Source organism: Janthinobacterium agaricidamnosum NBRC 102515 = DSM 9628, assembly GCF_000723165.1.
Taxonomy (GTDB): Bacteria; Pseudomonadota; Gammaproteobacteria; order Burkholderiales; family Burkholderiaceae_D; genus Janthinobacterium; species Janthinobacterium agaricidamnosum.
Genome location: NZ_HG322949.1, coordinates 3653079 through 3668619, shown reverse-complemented (window position 1 = coordinate 3668619; position 15541 = coordinate 3653079). Strand labels below are relative to the sequence as shown.

Annotated in this window: 17 protein-coding genes; 12 read left to right on the top strand and 5 right to left on the bottom strand. The window is 58.7% G+C overall.

All coding sequences use genetic code 11. The features are described 5' to 3' along the window. Positions 1-9: 9 nt before the first annotated feature. Genes GJA_RS15610 through GJA_RS15595 form a run of 4 tightly spaced genes read right to left on the bottom strand, consistent with a single transcriptional unit; the run spans position 10 to position 2267 of the window. Positions 10-531 (bottom strand): RDD family protein, encoded by a 522-nt coding sequence (locus GJA_RS15610; protein ID WP_038493852.1) that lies wholly within the window; start codon positions 529-531, stop codon positions 10-12. Further along, complete coding sequence (locus GJA_RS15605) at positions 521-1300, bottom strand: DUF3106 domain-containing protein (RefSeq protein ID WP_038493849.1); 780 nt, start codon at positions 1298-1300, stop codon at positions 521-523. The genes GJA_RS15610 and GJA_RS15605 overlap by 11 nt, the downstream gene beginning before the upstream one ends. Before the next feature lie 2 nt (positions 1301-1302). Beyond that, positions 1303-1701 carry a DUF3619 family protein gene (locus tag GJA_RS15600; protein WP_038493846.1) on the bottom strand — a complete coding sequence of 133 codons (399 nt, stop codon included), beginning with the start codon at positions 1699-1701 and terminating at the stop codon, positions 1303-1305. Beyond that, on the bottom strand, positions 1698-2267 hold the full coding sequence (locus GJA_RS15595; protein ID WP_038493843.1) for an RNA polymerase sigma factor: 570 nt from the start codon (positions 2265-2267) through the stop codon (positions 1698-1700). The genes GJA_RS15600 and GJA_RS15595 overlap by 4 nt, the downstream gene beginning before the upstream one ends. Before the next feature lie 567 nt (positions 2268-2834). Here GJA_RS15595 and GJA_RS15590 point away from each other — a divergent pair. The 5 genes from GJA_RS15590 (at position 2835) to pssA (ending at position 8103) form a co-directional block, all read left to right on the top strand. Then, on the top strand, positions 2835-4583 hold the full coding sequence (locus GJA_RS15590; RefSeq protein ID WP_081905442.1) for an acetolactate synthase 3 catalytic subunit: 1749 nt from the start codon (positions 2835-2837) through the stop codon (positions 4581-4583). A gap of 2 nt (positions 4584-4585) precedes the next feature. Then, positions 4586-5077: an acetolactate synthase small subunit gene (ilvN, locus tag GJA_RS15585; protein WP_038493839.1), complete on the top strand. Its 492-nt coding sequence runs from the start codon at positions 4586-4588 to the stop codon at positions 5075-5077. 63 nt (positions 5078-5140) lie between these two features. After that, positions 5141-6157 carry a ketol-acid reductoisomerase gene (gene ilvC, locus GJA_RS15580; protein ID WP_038493836.1) on the top strand — a complete coding sequence of 339 codons (1017 nt, stop codon included), beginning with the start codon at positions 5141-5143 and terminating at the stop codon, positions 6155-6157. Positions 6158-6340: 183 nt separating this feature from the next. Further along, a complete protein-coding gene (locus GJA_RS15575) occupies positions 6341-7105 on the top strand; it encodes an SIMPL domain-containing protein (RefSeq protein WP_038493833.1) in 765 nt (254 codons plus the stop codon). Positions 7106-7257: 152 nt separating this feature from the next. Continuing rightward, on the top strand, positions 7258-8103 hold the full coding sequence (gene pssA, locus GJA_RS15570; protein ID WP_038493830.1) for a CDP-diacylglycerol--serine O-phosphatidyltransferase: 846 nt from the start codon (positions 7258-7260) through the stop codon (positions 8101-8103). Positions 8104-8169: 66 nt separating this feature from the next. Here the strand turns inward: pssA and bamE are convergent, their stop codons facing one another. Then, positions 8170-8667 carry an outer membrane protein assembly factor BamE domain-containing protein gene (gene bamE / locus GJA_RS15565; RefSeq protein WP_081905441.1) on the bottom strand — a complete coding sequence of 166 codons (498 nt, stop codon included), beginning with the start codon at positions 8665-8667 and terminating at the stop codon, positions 8170-8172. A gap of 180 nt (positions 8668-8847) precedes the next feature. On the opposite strand from bamE, the gene rpsO reads away from it, so the two are divergent. The 7 genes from rpsO (at position 8848) to GJA_RS15530 (ending at position 15458) form a co-directional block, all read left to right on the top strand. Then, positions 8848-9117 (top strand): 30S ribosomal protein S15, encoded by a 270-nt coding sequence (gene rpsO / locus GJA_RS15560; protein WP_010399743.1) that lies wholly within the window; start codon positions 8848-8850, stop codon positions 9115-9117. A 176-nt stretch (positions 9118-9293) separates the two neighbouring features. Further along, positions 9294-11414, top strand: coding sequence for a polyribonucleotide nucleotidyltransferase (pnp, locus tag GJA_RS15555; protein ID WP_038493825.1), 2121 nt, complete (start codon positions 9294-9296; stop codon positions 11412-11414). Positions 11415-11630: 216 nt separating this feature from the next. Next, positions 11631-12293: a hypothetical protein gene (locus GJA_RS15550; protein ID WP_144241558.1), complete on the top strand. Its 663-nt coding sequence runs from the start codon at positions 11631-11633 to the stop codon at positions 12291-12293. 9 nt (positions 12294-12302) lie between these two features. Beyond that, on the top strand, positions 12303-12548 hold the full coding sequence (locus GJA_RS27405; RefSeq protein ID WP_144241557.1) for a hypothetical protein: 246 nt from the start codon (positions 12303-12305) through the stop codon (positions 12546-12548). A gap of 415 nt (positions 12549-12963) precedes the next feature. Next, a complete protein-coding gene (locus GJA_RS15540) occupies positions 12964-13725 on the top strand; it encodes a GIN domain-containing protein (RefSeq protein ID WP_038493822.1) in 762 nt (253 codons plus the stop codon). A gap of 60 nt (positions 13726-13785) precedes the next feature. Continuing rightward, positions 13786-14394 carry a tetratricopeptide repeat protein gene (locus GJA_RS15535; protein WP_038493819.1) on the top strand — a complete coding sequence of 203 codons (609 nt, stop codon included), beginning with the start codon at positions 13786-13788 and terminating at the stop codon, positions 14392-14394. Positions 14395-14477: 83 nt separating this feature from the next. Continuing rightward, on the top strand, positions 14478-15458 hold the full coding sequence (locus GJA_RS15530; RefSeq protein ID WP_038500017.1) for an NAD(P)H-quinone oxidoreductase: 981 nt from the start codon (positions 14478-14480) through the stop codon (positions 15456-15458). Positions 15459-15541 lie beyond the last annotated feature (83 nt).

The window sequence follows — 15541 nt, the reverse complement described above, 5'->3', positions numbered from 1 at the left end:
CCATGGGCGTTAAATTTTCTTGGCTGGCTTGGGTAATTGAATCAAGCGCGTGCCGGCCAGCTTGTCATGCAGGAATTGACGGTCCTTGTCCAGCAAGGCCGTCATCGCCCATGCCGCGATATTGATGGCGAGCGCCATGCCCAGCTGGGCTGGCGAGGTTTTGCCTAGCGCGTGGCAAATGAACAAGGCCGGCAAGAACCAGCCCCAGGCCAGCAGGAAACGGATCGTCGCCGCCCTGGCCGGTACTGTCGCATAACCCGGCATCACCACCTTGATGCGCCAGGTTTTCATCGCCAGCGTATGGCCGCTATCGGTCCAGAAATGAATGAAGTACGCGGCCGATACGAGGAACATGGTGCATTGCATGCCATGTTGCGCCAGCGGCGATTTGCTGTTCAGCGTGACCAGCGTGAACAAGGCCGCCGCCAGCAACACCACCGCCGCCACCAGCAGCGCTTCATAGATGATGCAGATCAAGCGGCGCTTGATGGTGGGAGTGGTGATGCTGATGCCAGGCTGCTTATTTGACATTGGCAGGCGTCGCCGGGACGGCGTTTGCCGGAGCGGCGGGTGCCGCCGCATCCGGTGCTCCTGCCGGGGCGGCTGGCAATGCCGCTGCCGGCGCGGTAGCCGGCGCGGTAGCCGGCGGTATCGGCATCGGCGCGATCGGCGTAATGGTCATCGGCTTGAATGCCTTGCTTTGACTCGGCGTCGGCAAGTGTGCCAACGGACGCTTGGTCTTGCTGTCGGCATCGGCCGCCAGTTTTTTCTTTTGCTCTTCAGGCAATTGCTGGTACTGCTCCCACTGCGCCGACTTTTGACCCGGCTGCAGGCCCGGCTGGATCTTTTTCGAGCGGGTGTAATTTTCGCGTACCAGGCGGCGCTGGTCCGGCGTCAGTTTGATCCATTCGCGCATCCGTTCATGCATGCGCTGCTGCTCTTCCGGCTTCATCGAGGTGTAGCGCGGCACGATTTCCAGCCATTTTTGTTTGTGCACGGCACTGAGCTTGTTCCACTCGCCGACCAGCGGCTCCAGCGCAGCCTGTTGCGGCGGCGTCAGTTGCGTCCACAACGGTTTTTCCACCGGCTTGGCGCCAGCCTTGGGCACGGCCTGGCGGCCGGCGGTCAGGGTCTTGCCAGGCGCGGCGGCCACGCTTGCGGTAGCCGCGGCCGCGCTGGCGGCGGGCGCCGCCGGCGCGGCTGGCTCCGTGCCATGCTGGTTGGCGTTGACCCACGAGGCGCCGGCGATGGCGACAACGCCCAGGCCGATCAAGCCATTGCGAACGCTGATACGCGCCATGTTTATTGCTCGCGTTTCGTCAAGTAGGCGTTGAAACCATGGTCCAGGTAGGCCGACAGCGGCAATTCGTCGGACAGCACGGCCGCGTCCAGTTCCGCCAGTTCAGCGATATGCTGTTCTTGCTCGAACTGGTAGATGCCGACCAGGCCGGCCGCCATCACCAGCAGCGGAATCACCACGCTCATTTTGCCCAGCCATGAAAACGGTTGCGAGAAAAAGCCGCCGGCATTGCCGGCCACGGCCACTTGCGCGACCGGCACCGGCACGTGGGCTTTCTTGCGCGCCAAGGCCAGTTGACGCGCGGATGCGAGGCGATCGGTGGTCGATGCCGGCAAGTCGTCCAGTTTTTCGTTGAGCGCATGGCGTACTTTGTACGCGAAGTTGAGATCATCGGTATTCATAGTTTTATTCCCTTGGCTTTGAGCGCGTCGGCGAGGGTGTGCGTCGCTCTTGAGCAATGTGTTTTCACGCTGCCCTCGGAACAGCCCATTGCTTCCGCTGTTTCAGCCACATCCATGTCCTGCCAGTAACGCATGAGGAACGCTTCCCGTTGACGCGCCGGGAGCTTTTGTACCTCTTCGTCGATTAAGTCGAGGATTTGCGCGCGCTCGACCTGGTCGGCGCTCGATTCGGAAGCCGCTGAACCCTGTTCCGATTCATAAGTGTCAAGTATATCAAAATCTTCATGGTCGTCGCCAGCGGGCTTCATGCCCGAGAACAGGCTGACCCAGGTATTGCGCACTTTTTCGCGCCGGAAGAAATCGAGTATGGTGTTTTGCAAGATGCGTTGGAATAGCATCGGCAATTCGGCGGCCGGTTTGTCGCCGTATTTTTCGGCGAGTTTGATCATCGCGTCTTGCACGATATCGAGCGCGGCTTCATCCTTGCGTACCGCGTACACGGCTTGTTTGAAGGCGCGCCGCTCGACATTTTCTAGAAAATCGGATAATTCTTTGTCTGTTGCCATGCGATGTGGAGCGAGCTGCCGGGGCTGCGGAGTGATAGTGATGGCGCCGGGGCGCCAGAAAAAAAGAAGCTAACGTATAAAAAAGACTATGGAATGCTTGCCTGACGATGATCCGTGTATACAAAGCGGATACAAACTGAGCGCATCCTAGCAAAATTTGGCTGTTCCCGCATCGGTTTTACATCGTTTCTGAGTAAAAAGATAATGGATCATGCAATTATCCTTGACCGAAAGGGTGGCAGGCAGTAACGTATGGGACGCTTTGAACATCCCGAAGCTTTATGGTCAGGTCGCGACCGGCACACAAGGCCAGCAGCGGCACGACGCGCTTTCATATGTAGGCAGTTTGCTCTAACCCGCGCCACAAGCGCGAGCGGTTCGTGCAGTCGCCACAGAAACTCCAGCCGAACGAGTTGCGTTTAGCGTCTTTTTGTAAGGTATCTACGGGTACCTGAAGAACGGGCGTGACCGCAGAAAGAAGGGACGCAGGAGCGCTGTCGCGCAGCACGTACTTCGTCAGGAAAGAGCATCCGATCAATCTCCAATGGACCTTGAAAGGAATGTTTCATGAATACCGAGGCAACAGCAGGATCAGCAGGCCCGTCAGGACCTATCACCGGCGCGGAAATCGTGGTGCGCTGCCTGGCAGAGGAAGGCGTCGAGCACGTCTTTGGCTATCCGGGCGGAGCGGTGCTGTATATCTACGACGCCATTTTCCAGCAAAACAAATTCCAGCATATCCTGGTACGCCATGAGCAAGCCGCGGTGCATGCCGCCGACGCTTACTCGCGCAGCTCGAACAAGGTCGGCGTCGCGCTCGTCACGTCCGGTCCGGGCGTCACCAATGCCGTCACCGGCTTGTCGACCGCCTACATGGATTCGATCCCGATGGTGGTGATTTCCGGCCAAGTGCCGAGCCACGCGATCGGCCAGGACGCGTTCCAGGAATGCGATACGGTCGGCATCACCCGTCCGGTGGTCAAGCACAACTTCCTGGTCAAGGACGTCAAGGATTTGGCGGCGACCATCAAGAAGGCATTCTTTATTGCCAGGACCGGCCGTCCGGGCCCGGTGCTGGTCGATATCCCGAAAGATATCAGCATGCACAAATGCCATTTCGAGTATCCGAAAGAGATCGAAATGCGCTCCTACCGTCCGGTCGACAAGGGCCATTCCGGCCAGATCCGCAAGGCGGTGCAATTGCTGCTGCAAGCCGAACGGCCGATGATTTATACCGGCGGCGGCGTGATCCTGGCCAATGCGGCGCCCGAGCTGAACAAGCTGGTCGACAAGCTGGGTTTCCCTTGCACCAACACGCTGATGGGCTTGGGCGCTTACCGCGCTTCCAGCGACCATTTCGTCGGCATGCCGGGCATGCACGGCACCTATGAAGCGAACATGGCGATGCAAAATTGCGACGTGCTGATCGCCATCGGCGCCCGTTTCGACGACCGCGTGATCGGCAACCCGAAACACTTTGCTTCCCATCCGCGCAAGATCATCCACGTCGATATCGACCCGTCGTCGATTTCGAAGCGCGTCAAGGTCGATATCCCGATCGTCGGCAACGTCAAGGATGTGCTGATCGAGTTCCTGGCGCAGCTGGACGCGTCGGATGCGAAGCCGAATGCGCCCGCCCTGAAAAACTGGTGGCAGCAGATCACCGAGTGGCGCGGCCGCGATTGCCTGAAATATCCGGGCTCCGAGCTGGTCATCAAGCCGCAATCGGTGGTGGAAAAAGTATTCCAGATCACCAAGGGCGACGCTTTCATCACGTCCGACGTGGGCCAGCATCAGATGTGGGCCGCGCAATACTATCGCTTCGACCAGCCGCGCCGCTGGATCAATTCCGGCGGCCTGGGCACCATGGGGGTCGGCTTGCCGTACGCCATGGGCGTGCAAATGGCCAATCCGGACGCCACCGTCGCCTGCATCACCGGCGAAGGCTCGATCCAGATGTGCATCCAGGAATTGGCGACTTGCAAGCAATACCATTTGACGCCGAAGATCATCATGTTGAACAACCGTTTCCTCGGCATGGTGCGCCAATGGCAAGAGATCGATTACGGCTCGCGGTATTCGGAATCGTATATGGATTCGTTGCCGGACTTTGAGAAGCTGGCGGAAGCCTACGGCCACGTGGGCATGAAAATTGAAAAACCGGGCGACGTCGATGGCGCCTTGAAAGAGGCGTTTGGCATGAAAGACAGGCTGGTATTCATGAACTTCATCACCGATCAGTCGGAAAACGTCTGGCCGATGGTGAAAGCGGGCAAGGGCCTTTCCGAAATGATGCTCGGTTCGGAGGACTTGTAATCATGCGCCATATTATTTCTGTCTTGCTGGAAAACGAAGCCGGCGCCTTGTCGCGCGTGGTCGGCCTGTTCTCGGCCCGTGGTTACAACATTGAAACGCTGACCGTGGCGCCGACCGAAGATGCGACGCTGTCGCGGATGACCATCGTCACCAGCGGCTCGGACGACATCATCGAACAGATCACCAAGCACTTGAACCGGCTGATCGAAGTCGTCAAGGTGGTCGACCTGACCGAAGGCCAGCACATCGAACGTGAATTAATGTTAATCAAAGTGCGCGCGGTCGGCAAGGAACGTGAAGAAATGAAGCGTACCGCCGACATTTTCCGCGGACGCATCATCGACGTGACTGAAAAAACGTATACGATTGAGTTGACCGGCAACAAGGTCAAGCTGGATGCGTTCATCGATTCGATCGACCGCGCCGCGATCCTGGAAACCGTGCGTACCGGCGGTTCGGGCATTGGCCGTGGCGAGCGCATCCTGAAGGTCTGAAGCGCAGCAATACATTGCAGTGGCAACACCCATACAACTTACTGAAAATACATAGGAAATACCATGAAAGTTTTTTACGACAAAGACGCCGACCTCTCCTTGATCAAAGGTAAAAACGTTGCCATCATCGGCTACGGTTCGCAAGGTCATGCCCATGCACAAAACTTGAACGATTCGGGCGTCAACGTCACCGTCGGCCTGCGCAAAGGCGGCGCTTCGTGGACCAAGGTTGAAAAAGCCGGCTTGAAAGTGGCGGAAGTGAACGACGCGGTCAAGGCCGCCGACGTCATCATGATCTTGCTGCCGGATGAAAACATCGCCCAGGTTTACAATGAAAATATCGCGCCGCACGCCAAGCAAGGCGCGGTACTGGCGTTCGCCCACGGTTTCAACGTGCATTACGGCCAGGTCGTGCCGCGCGCCGACCTGGACGTCATCATGGTTGCGCCGAAAGCGCCAGGCCACACCGTGCGCGGCACCTACACCCAGGGTGGCGGCGTGCCGCACCTGATCGCCGTGTACCAGGATAAATCCGGCATCGCCCGCGATATCGCCTTGTCGTACGCTTCGGCCAACGGCGGCGGCCGCGCCGGCATTATCGAAACCAACTTCCGCGAAGAAACCGAAACCGACTTGTTCGGCGAACAGGCCGTGCTGTGCGGCGGCGCCGTCGAACTGATCAAGGCTGGTTTCGAAACCTTGACCGAAGCTGGCTATGCTCCGGAAATGGCATACTTCGAGTGCTTGCACGAATTGAAACTGATCGTCGACCTGATCTATGAAGGCGGTATCGCCAACATGAATTACTCGATCTCGAACAATGCGGAATACGGCGAATACGTCACCGGCCCGCGCATCGTGACCGAAGATACCAAGAACGCGATGCGTCAATGCCTGAAAGATATCCAGACCGGCGAATACGCCAAGAGCTTCATCCTGGAAAACAAGGCCGGCGCACCGACCTTGATTTCGCGCCGCCGCTTGACCGCCGAGCATCAAATCGAAGAAGTTGGCGCCAAGCTGCGTTCGATGATGCCGTGGATCGCCAAAAACAAACTGGTGGATCAATCGAAGAATTAATAACGGTATTTCTTCGATGGTCGATGAATCGAAGACGTGTCAAATTGCTTCAATTGTGACGATTTGTTAATTTGCGCCACGCAAATTAATGAGCAGTTAGAATGCATACAGTTTGACAAGTTTCTCGAATGAAATGGGGCACTGGTTGCCCCATTTGCACTTTTATCCATCATGGAGATCTATATGGCCGTTATGAAAACAATGCTTGTCGCCGCAGCCGCTACTGTTGCTTTATCCGCCCAGGCACAAGCCCAATCCTTGCCGACCAGCGGTACCCTGGTGATCGTGCCGGCGTTTGGCGAAGTCAAACACGTCAATGATCAAGTCGTTGCGACCCTGGCGATTGAAGAGCAAGACAAGGACAAGGCCGCCGCCGCGTCGCGCGTCAACCAGAAAATGAATAAAGGCATTGCGCTGGTGAAGCAGGAAGATCCGCAAGCCTCGCTGAAAACCCAGGGTTATTACACCTATCCGGTGTATCCGGAAGACCGTCCCCTGCCGAGCGGCGCCGTGGCCAAGCCGCGGGTGCCGACCGCATGGCGCGTCGGCCAATACCTGGAAGTGACCACCACCAATTTGACGGCCCTGCCGAAAACCGTGGCCGCCGCGCAAGCCGTGCTGTCGCTGAACAGCCTGAATTTCGGCCTGAAGCCGGAAACCACCAGGCAGCTCGACGATCAGCGCATCGCCGCCACCTATAAGAACCTGAACCAGCGCATCACATCGATCGCCAGTGCGATGGGCCGCAATGTTTCCGACGCCGTGCTCGACACCGTCGACTTCGAAGGTTCCGGCAATTACGCCAACGAAGGCGGCGCTCGCCCCGAAATGATGATGGCGCGCAGCTTCAAGGCGGCCAGCGATTCGTCGCAAGTCGCAGAGCCGAGTTTCGAGCCTGGTGAAACCACCTTGCAGATGCGCCTGGTGGGCAAGGTCAAGTTCAAGTAAATCTCTTTCTCTTTTATTTACTTCCCGCTCCACTATAATGGTGGAGAACGACGGCGGGCAGGCGACACGTGCGCCTGCCCGCCGTTGCAACGATATGGCCGGTAGTGGGCCGGCCGGTTTGATCAGACCGCAGTAAATAGAAATGGAAACATATGGCAAACTTTCCCCGCCGTCGGGCCAAGAATGGAACACCATCGGTAGCAAAAGCTTCCCGCTTCAGTAAATTCGCGCTGCAGCCGGGCGTGGATGTGGCTGGCAAGAAAACCTTGCGCCGTCGCGGTATCTATTTGTTGCCCAATGCATTCACGACAGCGGCATTGTTTTGCGGGTTTTACGCCATCGTCATGGCGATGAACCAGAAATTCGAACACGCGGCGTGGGCGATTTTCATCGCCATGATCCTCGACGGCCTGGATGGCCGCATCGCCCGCCTGACCAATACCCAAAGCGAATTCGGCGCCCAGTACGACAGCCTGTCGGACATGGTGTCGTTCGGCGCCGCGCCGGCGCTGGTGATTTACGAATGGTCGTTGCGCGGCCTCGGCAAGCTGGGCTGGCTGGCGGCGTTCGTGTATTGCGCCGGCGGCGCCTTGCGCCTGGCCCGTTTTAATACCAATATCGAAGTGGTCGACAAGCGCTTCTTCCAGGGCTTGCCGAGCCCGGCGGCGGCGGCGATGGTGGCCGGTTTCATCTTGATGATGAACGACCTGCAAGTGTCCGGCAACCAGTTGGCGTGGGTGTCGTGGGCGATCGCGCTGTTCGCCGGCCTGACCATGGTCACCAATGTGCCATTCTACAGCTTCAAGGATGTCAATTTCCGCAAGTCGGTGCCGTTCATCGTGGTGTTCCTGCTGGCATTGGCGTTCGCGCTGGTATCGATCGATCCGCCGAAAGTGCTGTTCCCGATTTTTGTCGTGTATGGCTTGTCCGGTTATGCGGTTTATCTGTGGCGGCTGGCGAAAGGCAAGCCGGTCAGCATCATTCAGACTGAAAAATAAGAGCAGCGCGGCACGCTTGCGGAACTGCGTTGCTCGCTGCCCCGGCCTTCCCGGACTCTGTACACTTTAGCGGAAATGGTCGCGCGTGTCGCGGTCCGGATCCGGGCCGTTCAGCATCATGCGCACGATGCCGGCATCGTCGAAATGGACGTGCATCATCGAATCCCATGCGCCGGATTCCTTGTAGCGGTAAGACCAGACATGCAGCCTGGTCAGCGGCAGGTAGGAAGTTTCGGTCGGCCGGCCCAGGGTATGCAGCACATCTTGCTCGTTTGAAATGCCGATCTTGACTTGAGCAAAGCCGGGGGTATCGAGTACTTGCTCGTATGAGATCAGGCGCTGGTCCGGGCCGAATTTCGCCATATACGTGAATTGGCCGTAGGGGCCGGTGGCGTATTCCAGTTCCGGTCCGCTGGCCAGCTGGTAGATCGCGGTTGGCCGCCCCAGCCGGGCTTCGACGGCGGCGCGCGCTTGGCCCGGCATTGGCGGCGGCGTACGCCAGCTGGCGCAGGCGCTCAAGCCCAGCGCCAGTAAAAGTGTTGTTATTTTTTGTATGGTTTTCACGGAAACACCCTTAAAAGCATGAAAATCATATGATGCACCAAACAAAAGCCCGCACGACAGGGTACAGCGCACCTTTTTTCCGATATACTCCGGGGTCTGGTCTTTAGTGACCAGTTTTTTTAATCGTAGTTCACGGTGCCTTGGGTTGATTCTCTTTGCACCGCATGTGAAAGGTTTATCATGACAGTAGAAAACATCAACAAAGCCGCTATCATCGCGGACAACGCACGTGGTCAAAACGACACCGGCTCCCCAGAAGTGCAAGTTGCTTTGCTGACAGCTCGTATCAACGAACTGAACGGCCACTTCAAAGCCCACTCGAAAGATCACCACTCCCGCCGCGGCCTGATCATGATGGTCAACCGTCGCAAGAGCCTGTTGTCGTACCTGAAGGCTAAAGACGCTACCCGTTATCGCGACCTGATCGCTAAACTCGGTCTGCGCAAGTAATTTTTGCGTCACACGGTTTATACAGAAATGCCTGCGCCAGTTCGCTGACGCGGGCATTTTGTCATTTGGATTTTGTTTTTTTGCAGTAAATCAGCAGTAAGGCAGTACTTATATTGCCTGTGGTGAGGTGAACGACAGCCCCTGAAAATCTGTCGGCAAATAGAAAGGGATTACCCATGTTTAATAAAGTTACGAAAACCTTCCAATACGGCCAACATCAAGTGACCCTGGAAACCGGCGAAATCGCTCGCCAGGCATCCGGCGCAGTGCTGGTATCGATCGAAGATACCGTCATCCTGGCAACGGTCGTGGCGCGCAAAGACGCCAAGCCTGGCCAGGACTTCTTCCCGTTGACCGTTGATTACGTTGAAAAAACCTATGCTGCCGGTAAAATCCCGGGCGGTTTTTTCAAACGCGAAGGCCGTCCTTCGGAAAAAGAAACACTGACATCCCGCCTGATCGACCGTCCTATCCGTCCTCTGTTCCCAGAGGGCTACCTGAATGAAGTGCAAGTCATCATACACGTGTTGTCGGTCAACCCTGAAATCGATCCGGATATCGCCGCCATGATCGGCGCTTCGGCCGCGTTGTGCGTTTCCGGCGTGCCATTCAATGGCCCGATCGGCGCCGCCCGCGTCGGTTACGCCAATGGCCAGTACATCTTGAACCCGACGGTTCAGCAACTGAAGACGTCGCAAATGGACCTGGTGGTCGCCGGTACCGAAACCGCCGTGCTGATGGTGGAATCGGAAGCCCAGCAATTGTCGGAAGAAATCATGCTGGGCGCGGTGGTATTCGGCCACGACCAGATGAAGGTTGTCATCGACGCCATCCACGACCTGGTGCGCGACGGCGGCAAGCCTGAAGTCGAATGGGCGCCTGCGCCGAAGAATGAAGCGCTGATCGCGCGCGTGGCGCATTTCGCCGACGTCAAAATCCGCGACGCTTATCAAACCAAGGATAAGCAAGAGCGTACCGCAAAGCTGAAAACCGCGACCGCCGAGGTGCTGGCCGATTTGTCGGCTGAAGCCGCGACCGCCGGCGCCGCCGCGATCGACGCCGCCGAAGTGAACAACATCCTGTTCGATATCGAAGCGAAGATCGTCCGTTCGCAAATCCTCGACGGCGAACCGCGCATCGACGGCCGCGACACCCGCACCGTGCGTCCGATCGCGATCCGCACCAGCGTCTTGCCGCGTACTCACGGTTCGGCCTTGTTCACCCGTGGCGAAACCCAGGCGTTGGTGGTGGCCACGCTGGGCACCGCGCGCGACAGCCAGAAGATCGATGCGCTGATGGGCGAGTTCACCGACAGCTTCATGCTGCATTACAACATGCCTCCGTTCGCCACCGGCGAAACCGGCCGCGTCGGTACCCCGAAACGCCGCGAAATCGGTCACGGCCGCCTGGCCAAGCGCGCCTTGCTGGCCGCCTTGCCGGCGCCGGAAGATTTCAGCTACTCGGTACGCCTGGTATCGGAAATCACCGAATCGAACGGTTCTTCGTCGATGGCGTCGGTCTGCGGCGGCTGTCTGGCGCTGATGGATGCCGGCGTGCCGATGAAATCGCACGTTGCCGGTATCGCGATGGGCTTGATCAAGGAAGGCGGCAAGTTCGCCGTGTTGTCCGACATCCTGGGCGATGAAGATCACCTGGGCGACATGGACTTCAAGGTTGCCGGCACGTCGACGGGTATCACTGCATTGCAGATGGATATCAAGATCATGGGCATCACCAAGGAAATCATGCAAGTGGCGCTGGCGCAAGCCAAGGAAGGCCGCGAGCACATCCTGGGCGAAATGCAAAAAGCCATGCCGCATGTTAAAACCGAACTGTCCGATTTCGCGCCGCGCCTGATCACCATCAAGATCAATCCGGAAAAAATCCGTGACGTGATCGGCAAGGGCGGCGCCGTGATTCGCGCGCTGACCGAAGAAACCGGCACCCAGATCGACATCAGCGACGAAGGCGTGGTCACCATCGCGTCGGTCGACGCCGCCGCCGGCCAGGAAGCCAAGCGCCGCATCGAAGAATTGACCGCCTCGGTCGAAGTGGGCAAGACCTACGAAGGCACCGTGCTGAAATTGCTGGACTTCGGCGCCATCGTGCAAGTCATGCCAGGCAAGGACGGCTTGCTGCACATCAGCCAAATCGCCAACGAGCGCGTCAACGCGGTCGCCGATTACCTGAAAGAGGGCCAGCTGGTGCGCGTCAAAGTACTGGAAACAGACGACCGCGGCCGTTTGAAACTGTCGATGAAGGCAGCTGAAGGCAACGAAGCGCCGGCAGCCCAGTAATGCCGGGTCAGTGCTGATAAAAACCGCCAGAGCGTGAGCCTGGCGGTTTTTTTTATGCCTGTTATTTGATGTATTCCTAAACGACGGCATCTTTGAAGCGAACGCCATGCATCGGTTTGATGCAGGCGGTGGCGCGGTAAAAATCCCCTTGTAGAGTCGGTAGCGGTAAGGGAAATCACTCTCTTCCATATTAAAACTCACAAGGGGAGCTTGAATATGTCGCATAGATTATTGCTGGCCTTGGCTCTGTTGATGGGCTTGTCCGGCCCGGTGTCGGCGCAAGCCGATGCCGGGCCGCCGGAAGTAGCCGCTGTGGCCCGGGACCAGGCCGCGCTGCGCACCGCCCATGCCGCGGAAATCAACGACCTCAGCACGTTCAGGACGCTGGGACTGGAGCGCCAGGTCATCGATGCGTATCTGGCGGGCGACGAGGGCCGGCAATTCCTGGCAGAATTGGGCAGCGCCGACCCGGGCGCCAGCGCCGACGTCATCTATACCCGCGCGGCCGAGCAACTGGCGGCCGGCTCCACCTTGCCAGTTTTGGCGCCCAGCAGCGCGCCGCTGGTCAAGATCGTGCCGCACGGCCAGGGCGTGTCGCCGTATTCGCCGTACTTCACCACCAGCCTGGAGCTGGAGGAGGCTGCCGCCAATTGTCCGACGCTGGCCGAGTGCTTTGGCTTGCCCCTGAAAAGCGAGGCCGAGCTGTATGATATCTATCAGATCACGCCGAATGGCACGGTCAAGGTCTTCATCAGCGTGGTCGCGCCGACCGAGGAATTGGGCGGCCTGGTGCGGCATGCCGGCGGTGCGCGGCAACACCTGTTGCCCAACCGGCGCTTGTGGTCCAGTCCGGTATTGATCGGCACGATAGAAAATTAGGGAGGTGTAATGGATCAGGCATTGTTAAAGACCTGCGCCAGCGAGCTGGATCAATTGCTGGCGCGTTATGGACAAACGGATGCGGAAGCCGCCAGCTTGCACCGTTCCCTGGGCAGTTTGATCGGCCAGGCTTTGGCGGGAACGCTGGCCGCGCCGCTGGAATGGGGGGGAGATACCCGGAGGATATTATTTTACCGAGGGCACCTTGCGTCAATTCAGCGACCTGGAACGGGCTTATGCCGCATTCAAAATTGAACTGACCGGCGGCGTATCGCCCGTGTTGCGTGATTTGCGCGCCAAAATGACGCCGAAATGAAGCACCTTCGATGAGCTTGCCCCCCAGCAAGACTGGTCCAGGGGGCAAGCGCCATATCGGCTGGCCCGGATTCCCGCGCGATTAGCGCATCGTCATCTTGCCGCAGCCACTTGGCGGCTCCCGCCTTCATGGTTCTCTCTTGATTCCCCGAATCCGTCAGGCTGGCGCGCCAAAATGGCGGTTCGTCGCAATTCGACTCAGTCTTGCCAGGGCGCTTAGTATAGTGATGGCATGCCAAAATCGGTCTTTGGCCGCAGCAAAACAGAAAAATTATAGGATGAATAATTGCTTCGGGATACACTCCATTGTTACGGTAGCCGCTGGCTAAAAAGAACAATATACCAAGGAATTCATATGAAAAAGACACTCCAGCTTGCCTTGATGTTTGCGACCGCCTTTGTTGTGGCGCGTACCGCATGCGCCGAGGAAGTCTCGGGCGATACGCGCACCATCGATGCGCGGGTGGTGCGCGTCAAGCTCGACGGCATGATCGACCTGCGCCTGCGCCAGGGCAGCACGCCATCGCTGGTCATCGTCATCGACAAGCGCTACACCGGCAAAGTGACCAGCGCCCAAAGCGGCGATACCTTGCATATCGATACCGAGAGCGGTTCCGGTAAAGTCGCTCGTTCCTCGGTGCGCGCCGAGCTGGTCTTGCCGGCCTTGCGCGAAGTGACGTCGGATGGCGTCGGCAGCACCGATATCAGCGGCTTCACCGGCGACGACCTGACCTTGTCGCTGGAGGGTGCCGGTTCGATGAAGATCGTGGCCGACTACAAAAAGGTCAAGGCCAGTCTCGGCGGCGTCGGCAGCATGAATATCTGGGTCAGCGAAAACAATAATGTGGACCTCGATTTGCAGGGCGCCGGCTATGTTACGCTGGGCGGGCGCGGCAAGAAACTGAGCGCGACGCTGGGCGGGCTGGGCGGCTTGAATGCGCAGCAATTCCAGGCCGATGCGGTGGATCTCGAATTGAGCGGCCTGGGCAACGCGACCGTCACTGCGCGCACGAACGCCAGGCTGAACCTGAGCGGCCTTGGCTCGGTCACGGTCTATGGCAAGCCGGCCAACCGCGACGTCAGTGTCGATGGCCTGGGTAAAGTGAGCTGGAAGTAAATGGCGTCCTGTTTTCAGGATGGACTTGCAGTCTGACCGTTTTCCATTTTCTTACGCGACATGAAAAAAATAATTCTAGCGATCATATTCGCATGCGGCCTGCAACAGGCCGCGCAGGCAGGTTTCGCCGAAGGGGCAACCGCCTACAATAATAAAAACTACGCCGTGGCTTACCGCGAAATCTTGCCATTGGCCAAGGCCGGCAATGCCGACGCCGAACATTTGATGGGCTTGATGTATTACATGGGCCGTGGCGTGCCGCAAGATTACAAACAGGCCATGAACTGGCACCGCAAGGCCGCCGTGCAAGGCAAGGCCGATGCGCAATATGTGGTCGGCGCCATGTATTACACCGGCAATGCGGTGATCCAGGATCACAAGCAGGCGGTGGTCTGGTTCCGCAAGGCGGCCGAGCAAGGCCATGCCGAAGCGCAGCAAGTGCTGGGCCTGATGTACCGCTACCATATCGGCGGCATGCCGCAGGATGTGGTGATCGCCTATATGCTGTGGAACCTGGCGGCGGCCAACGGCTCGGCCAATGCGGTCGAGCAGCGCGCGGTGGTGGTGCGCAAGATGACCCAGGAACAGATCGAGGAAGGGCAGGCGCTGTCGGCCGGGTGGAAGCCTGGCACGCCGTTGCCCGCCAGGTCGAAAACCGGCGGCGGCTGATGCCGGCGCGCTGATTGCAGGAAGGCCAGGCAGGGTGGGGCTGCTTGGCGTACAATCTATTTTTCCGTTTATTTAACGATCCCATGCGCGTTATTGAAATCAGCCGGCCCGGAGCGTCCGATGTCTTGAAACTTGCCGAGCGTGCCATGCCGGTATGGCAGCCGGGCGAAGTGCTGATCAAGGTGCATGCGGCGGGCATCAACCGGCCCGACGTATTCCAGCGGCTGGGGCAATACGCGCCGCCGCCGGGCGCTTCCGACATTCCGGGCCTGGAAGTGGCGGGCGAAATCGTCGGCGGCGACCTGTCCGGCACGTCATTCAAACAAGGCGAGCTGGTCTGCGCGCTGGTGCAGGGCGGCGGCTACGCCGAATATTGCGCCGCGCCGGCCGGCCAGTGCCTGCCGCTGCCGGCCGGCTGGTCGGCGCTGGAGGCGGCCTCGCTGCCTGAAAATTTGTTTACCGTGTGGAGCAATGTATTCGACCGTTGCCGCCTGGCCGCCGGCGAAACCTTGCTGGTGCAGGGCGGCACGTCGGGTATCGGCGTGACCGCGATCCAGCTGGCCGCGGCGCTGGGACATCGGGTATTCGCCACCGCCGGCAGCGACACCAAGGCGCGTGCCTGCGAAGCATTGGGCGCCGAGCGCGGCATCAATTACCGCGACCAGGATTTTACGGCCGTGGTCCAGCAATTGACCGATGGCCGTGGGGTCGACGTGATCCTGGATATGGTGGGCGGCGATTATGTATCGCGCGAAATCAATTGCCTGGCCGACGATGGCCGCATCGGCTTGATCGCCTTGCTGGGCGGCGCCAAGGCGCAGCTTGAACTGGGCCAGATCCTGCGCCGCCGCCTGAGCATCAGCGGGTCCACGCTGCGGCCCCGTCCGGTGGCCTTCAAGGCCGCCATCGCCGCGCAATTAAAAGCCGTGGTCTGGCCGTTGCTGGAGGCGCGCAAGATCAAGCCGGTGATTTATCAAACTTTCCCATTGGAGCAAGCTGCCGAGGCGCATGCGCTGATGGAAAGCAGCGCGCATACCGGCAAAATCATGCTGCAGGTGTGTTGAGCGGAAAAAGATGAATAATTAACCAGTCTGCGCCATAGGCAACGATTTATTGCCTTTTAGCCTAGACTGCCCATCTGCGTTTG

What these genes read in the sequence shown, in the direction of transcription:
- GJA_RS15540 (WP_038493822.1), top strand. Translation starts at nt 12,964, where the DNA reads ATGAAAAAGACACTCCAGCTTGCCTTGATGTTTGCGACCGCCTTTGTT.
- ilvN (WP_038493839.1), top strand. Translation starts at nt 4,586, where the DNA reads ATGCGCCATATTATTTCTGTCTTGCTGGAAAACGAAGCCGGCGCCTTG.
- GJA_RS15530 (WP_038500017.1), top strand. Translation starts at nt 14,478, where the DNA reads ATGCGCGTTATTGAAATCAGCCGGCCCGGAGCGTCCGATGTCTTGAAA.
- GJA_RS15575 (WP_038493833.1), top strand. Translation starts at nt 6,341, where the DNA reads ATGGCCGTTATGAAAACAATGCTTGTCGCCGCAGCCGCTACTGTTGCT.
- GJA_RS27405 (WP_144241557.1), top strand. Translation starts at nt 12,303, where the DNA reads ATGGATCAGGCATTGTTAAAGACCTGCGCCAGCGAGCTGGATCAATTG.
- GJA_RS15550 (WP_144241558.1), top strand. Translation starts at nt 11,631, where the DNA reads ATGTCGCATAGATTATTGCTGGCCTTGGCTCTGTTGATGGGCTTGTCC.
- rpsO (WP_010399743.1), top strand. Translation starts at nt 8,848, where the DNA reads ATGACAGTAGAAAACATCAACAAAGCCGCTATCATCGCGGACAACGCA.
- pnp (WP_038493825.1), top strand. Translation starts at nt 9,294, where the DNA reads ATGTTTAATAAAGTTACGAAAACCTTCCAATACGGCCAACATCAAGTG.
- GJA_RS15590 (WP_081905442.1), top strand. Translation starts at nt 2,835, where the DNA reads ATGAATACCGAGGCAACAGCAGGATCAGCAGGCCCGTCAGGACCTATC.
- GJA_RS15605 (WP_038493849.1), bottom strand. Translation starts at nt 1,300, where the DNA reads ATGGCGCGTATCAGCGTTCGCAATGGCTTGATCGGCCTGGGCGTTGTC.
- GJA_RS15595 (WP_038493843.1), bottom strand. Translation starts at nt 2,267, where the DNA reads ATGGCAACAGACAAAGAATTATCCGATTTTCTAGAAAATGTCGAGCGG.
- pssA (WP_038493830.1), top strand. Translation starts at nt 7,258, where the DNA reads ATGGCAAACTTTCCCCGCCGTCGGGCCAAGAATGGAACACCATCGGTA.
- GJA_RS15610 (WP_038493852.1), bottom strand. Translation starts at nt 531, where the DNA reads ATGTCAAATAAGCAGCCTGGCATCAGCATCACCACTCCCACCATCAAG.
- ilvC (WP_038493836.1), top strand. Translation starts at nt 5,141, where the DNA reads ATGAAAGTTTTTTACGACAAAGACGCCGACCTCTCCTTGATCAAAGGT.
- GJA_RS15600 (WP_038493846.1), bottom strand. Translation starts at nt 1,701, where the DNA reads ATGAATACCGATGATCTCAACTTCGCGTACAAAGTACGCCATGCGCTC.
- GJA_RS15535 (WP_038493819.1), top strand. Translation starts at nt 13,786, where the DNA reads ATGAAAAAAATAATTCTAGCGATCATATTCGCATGCGGCCTGCAACAG.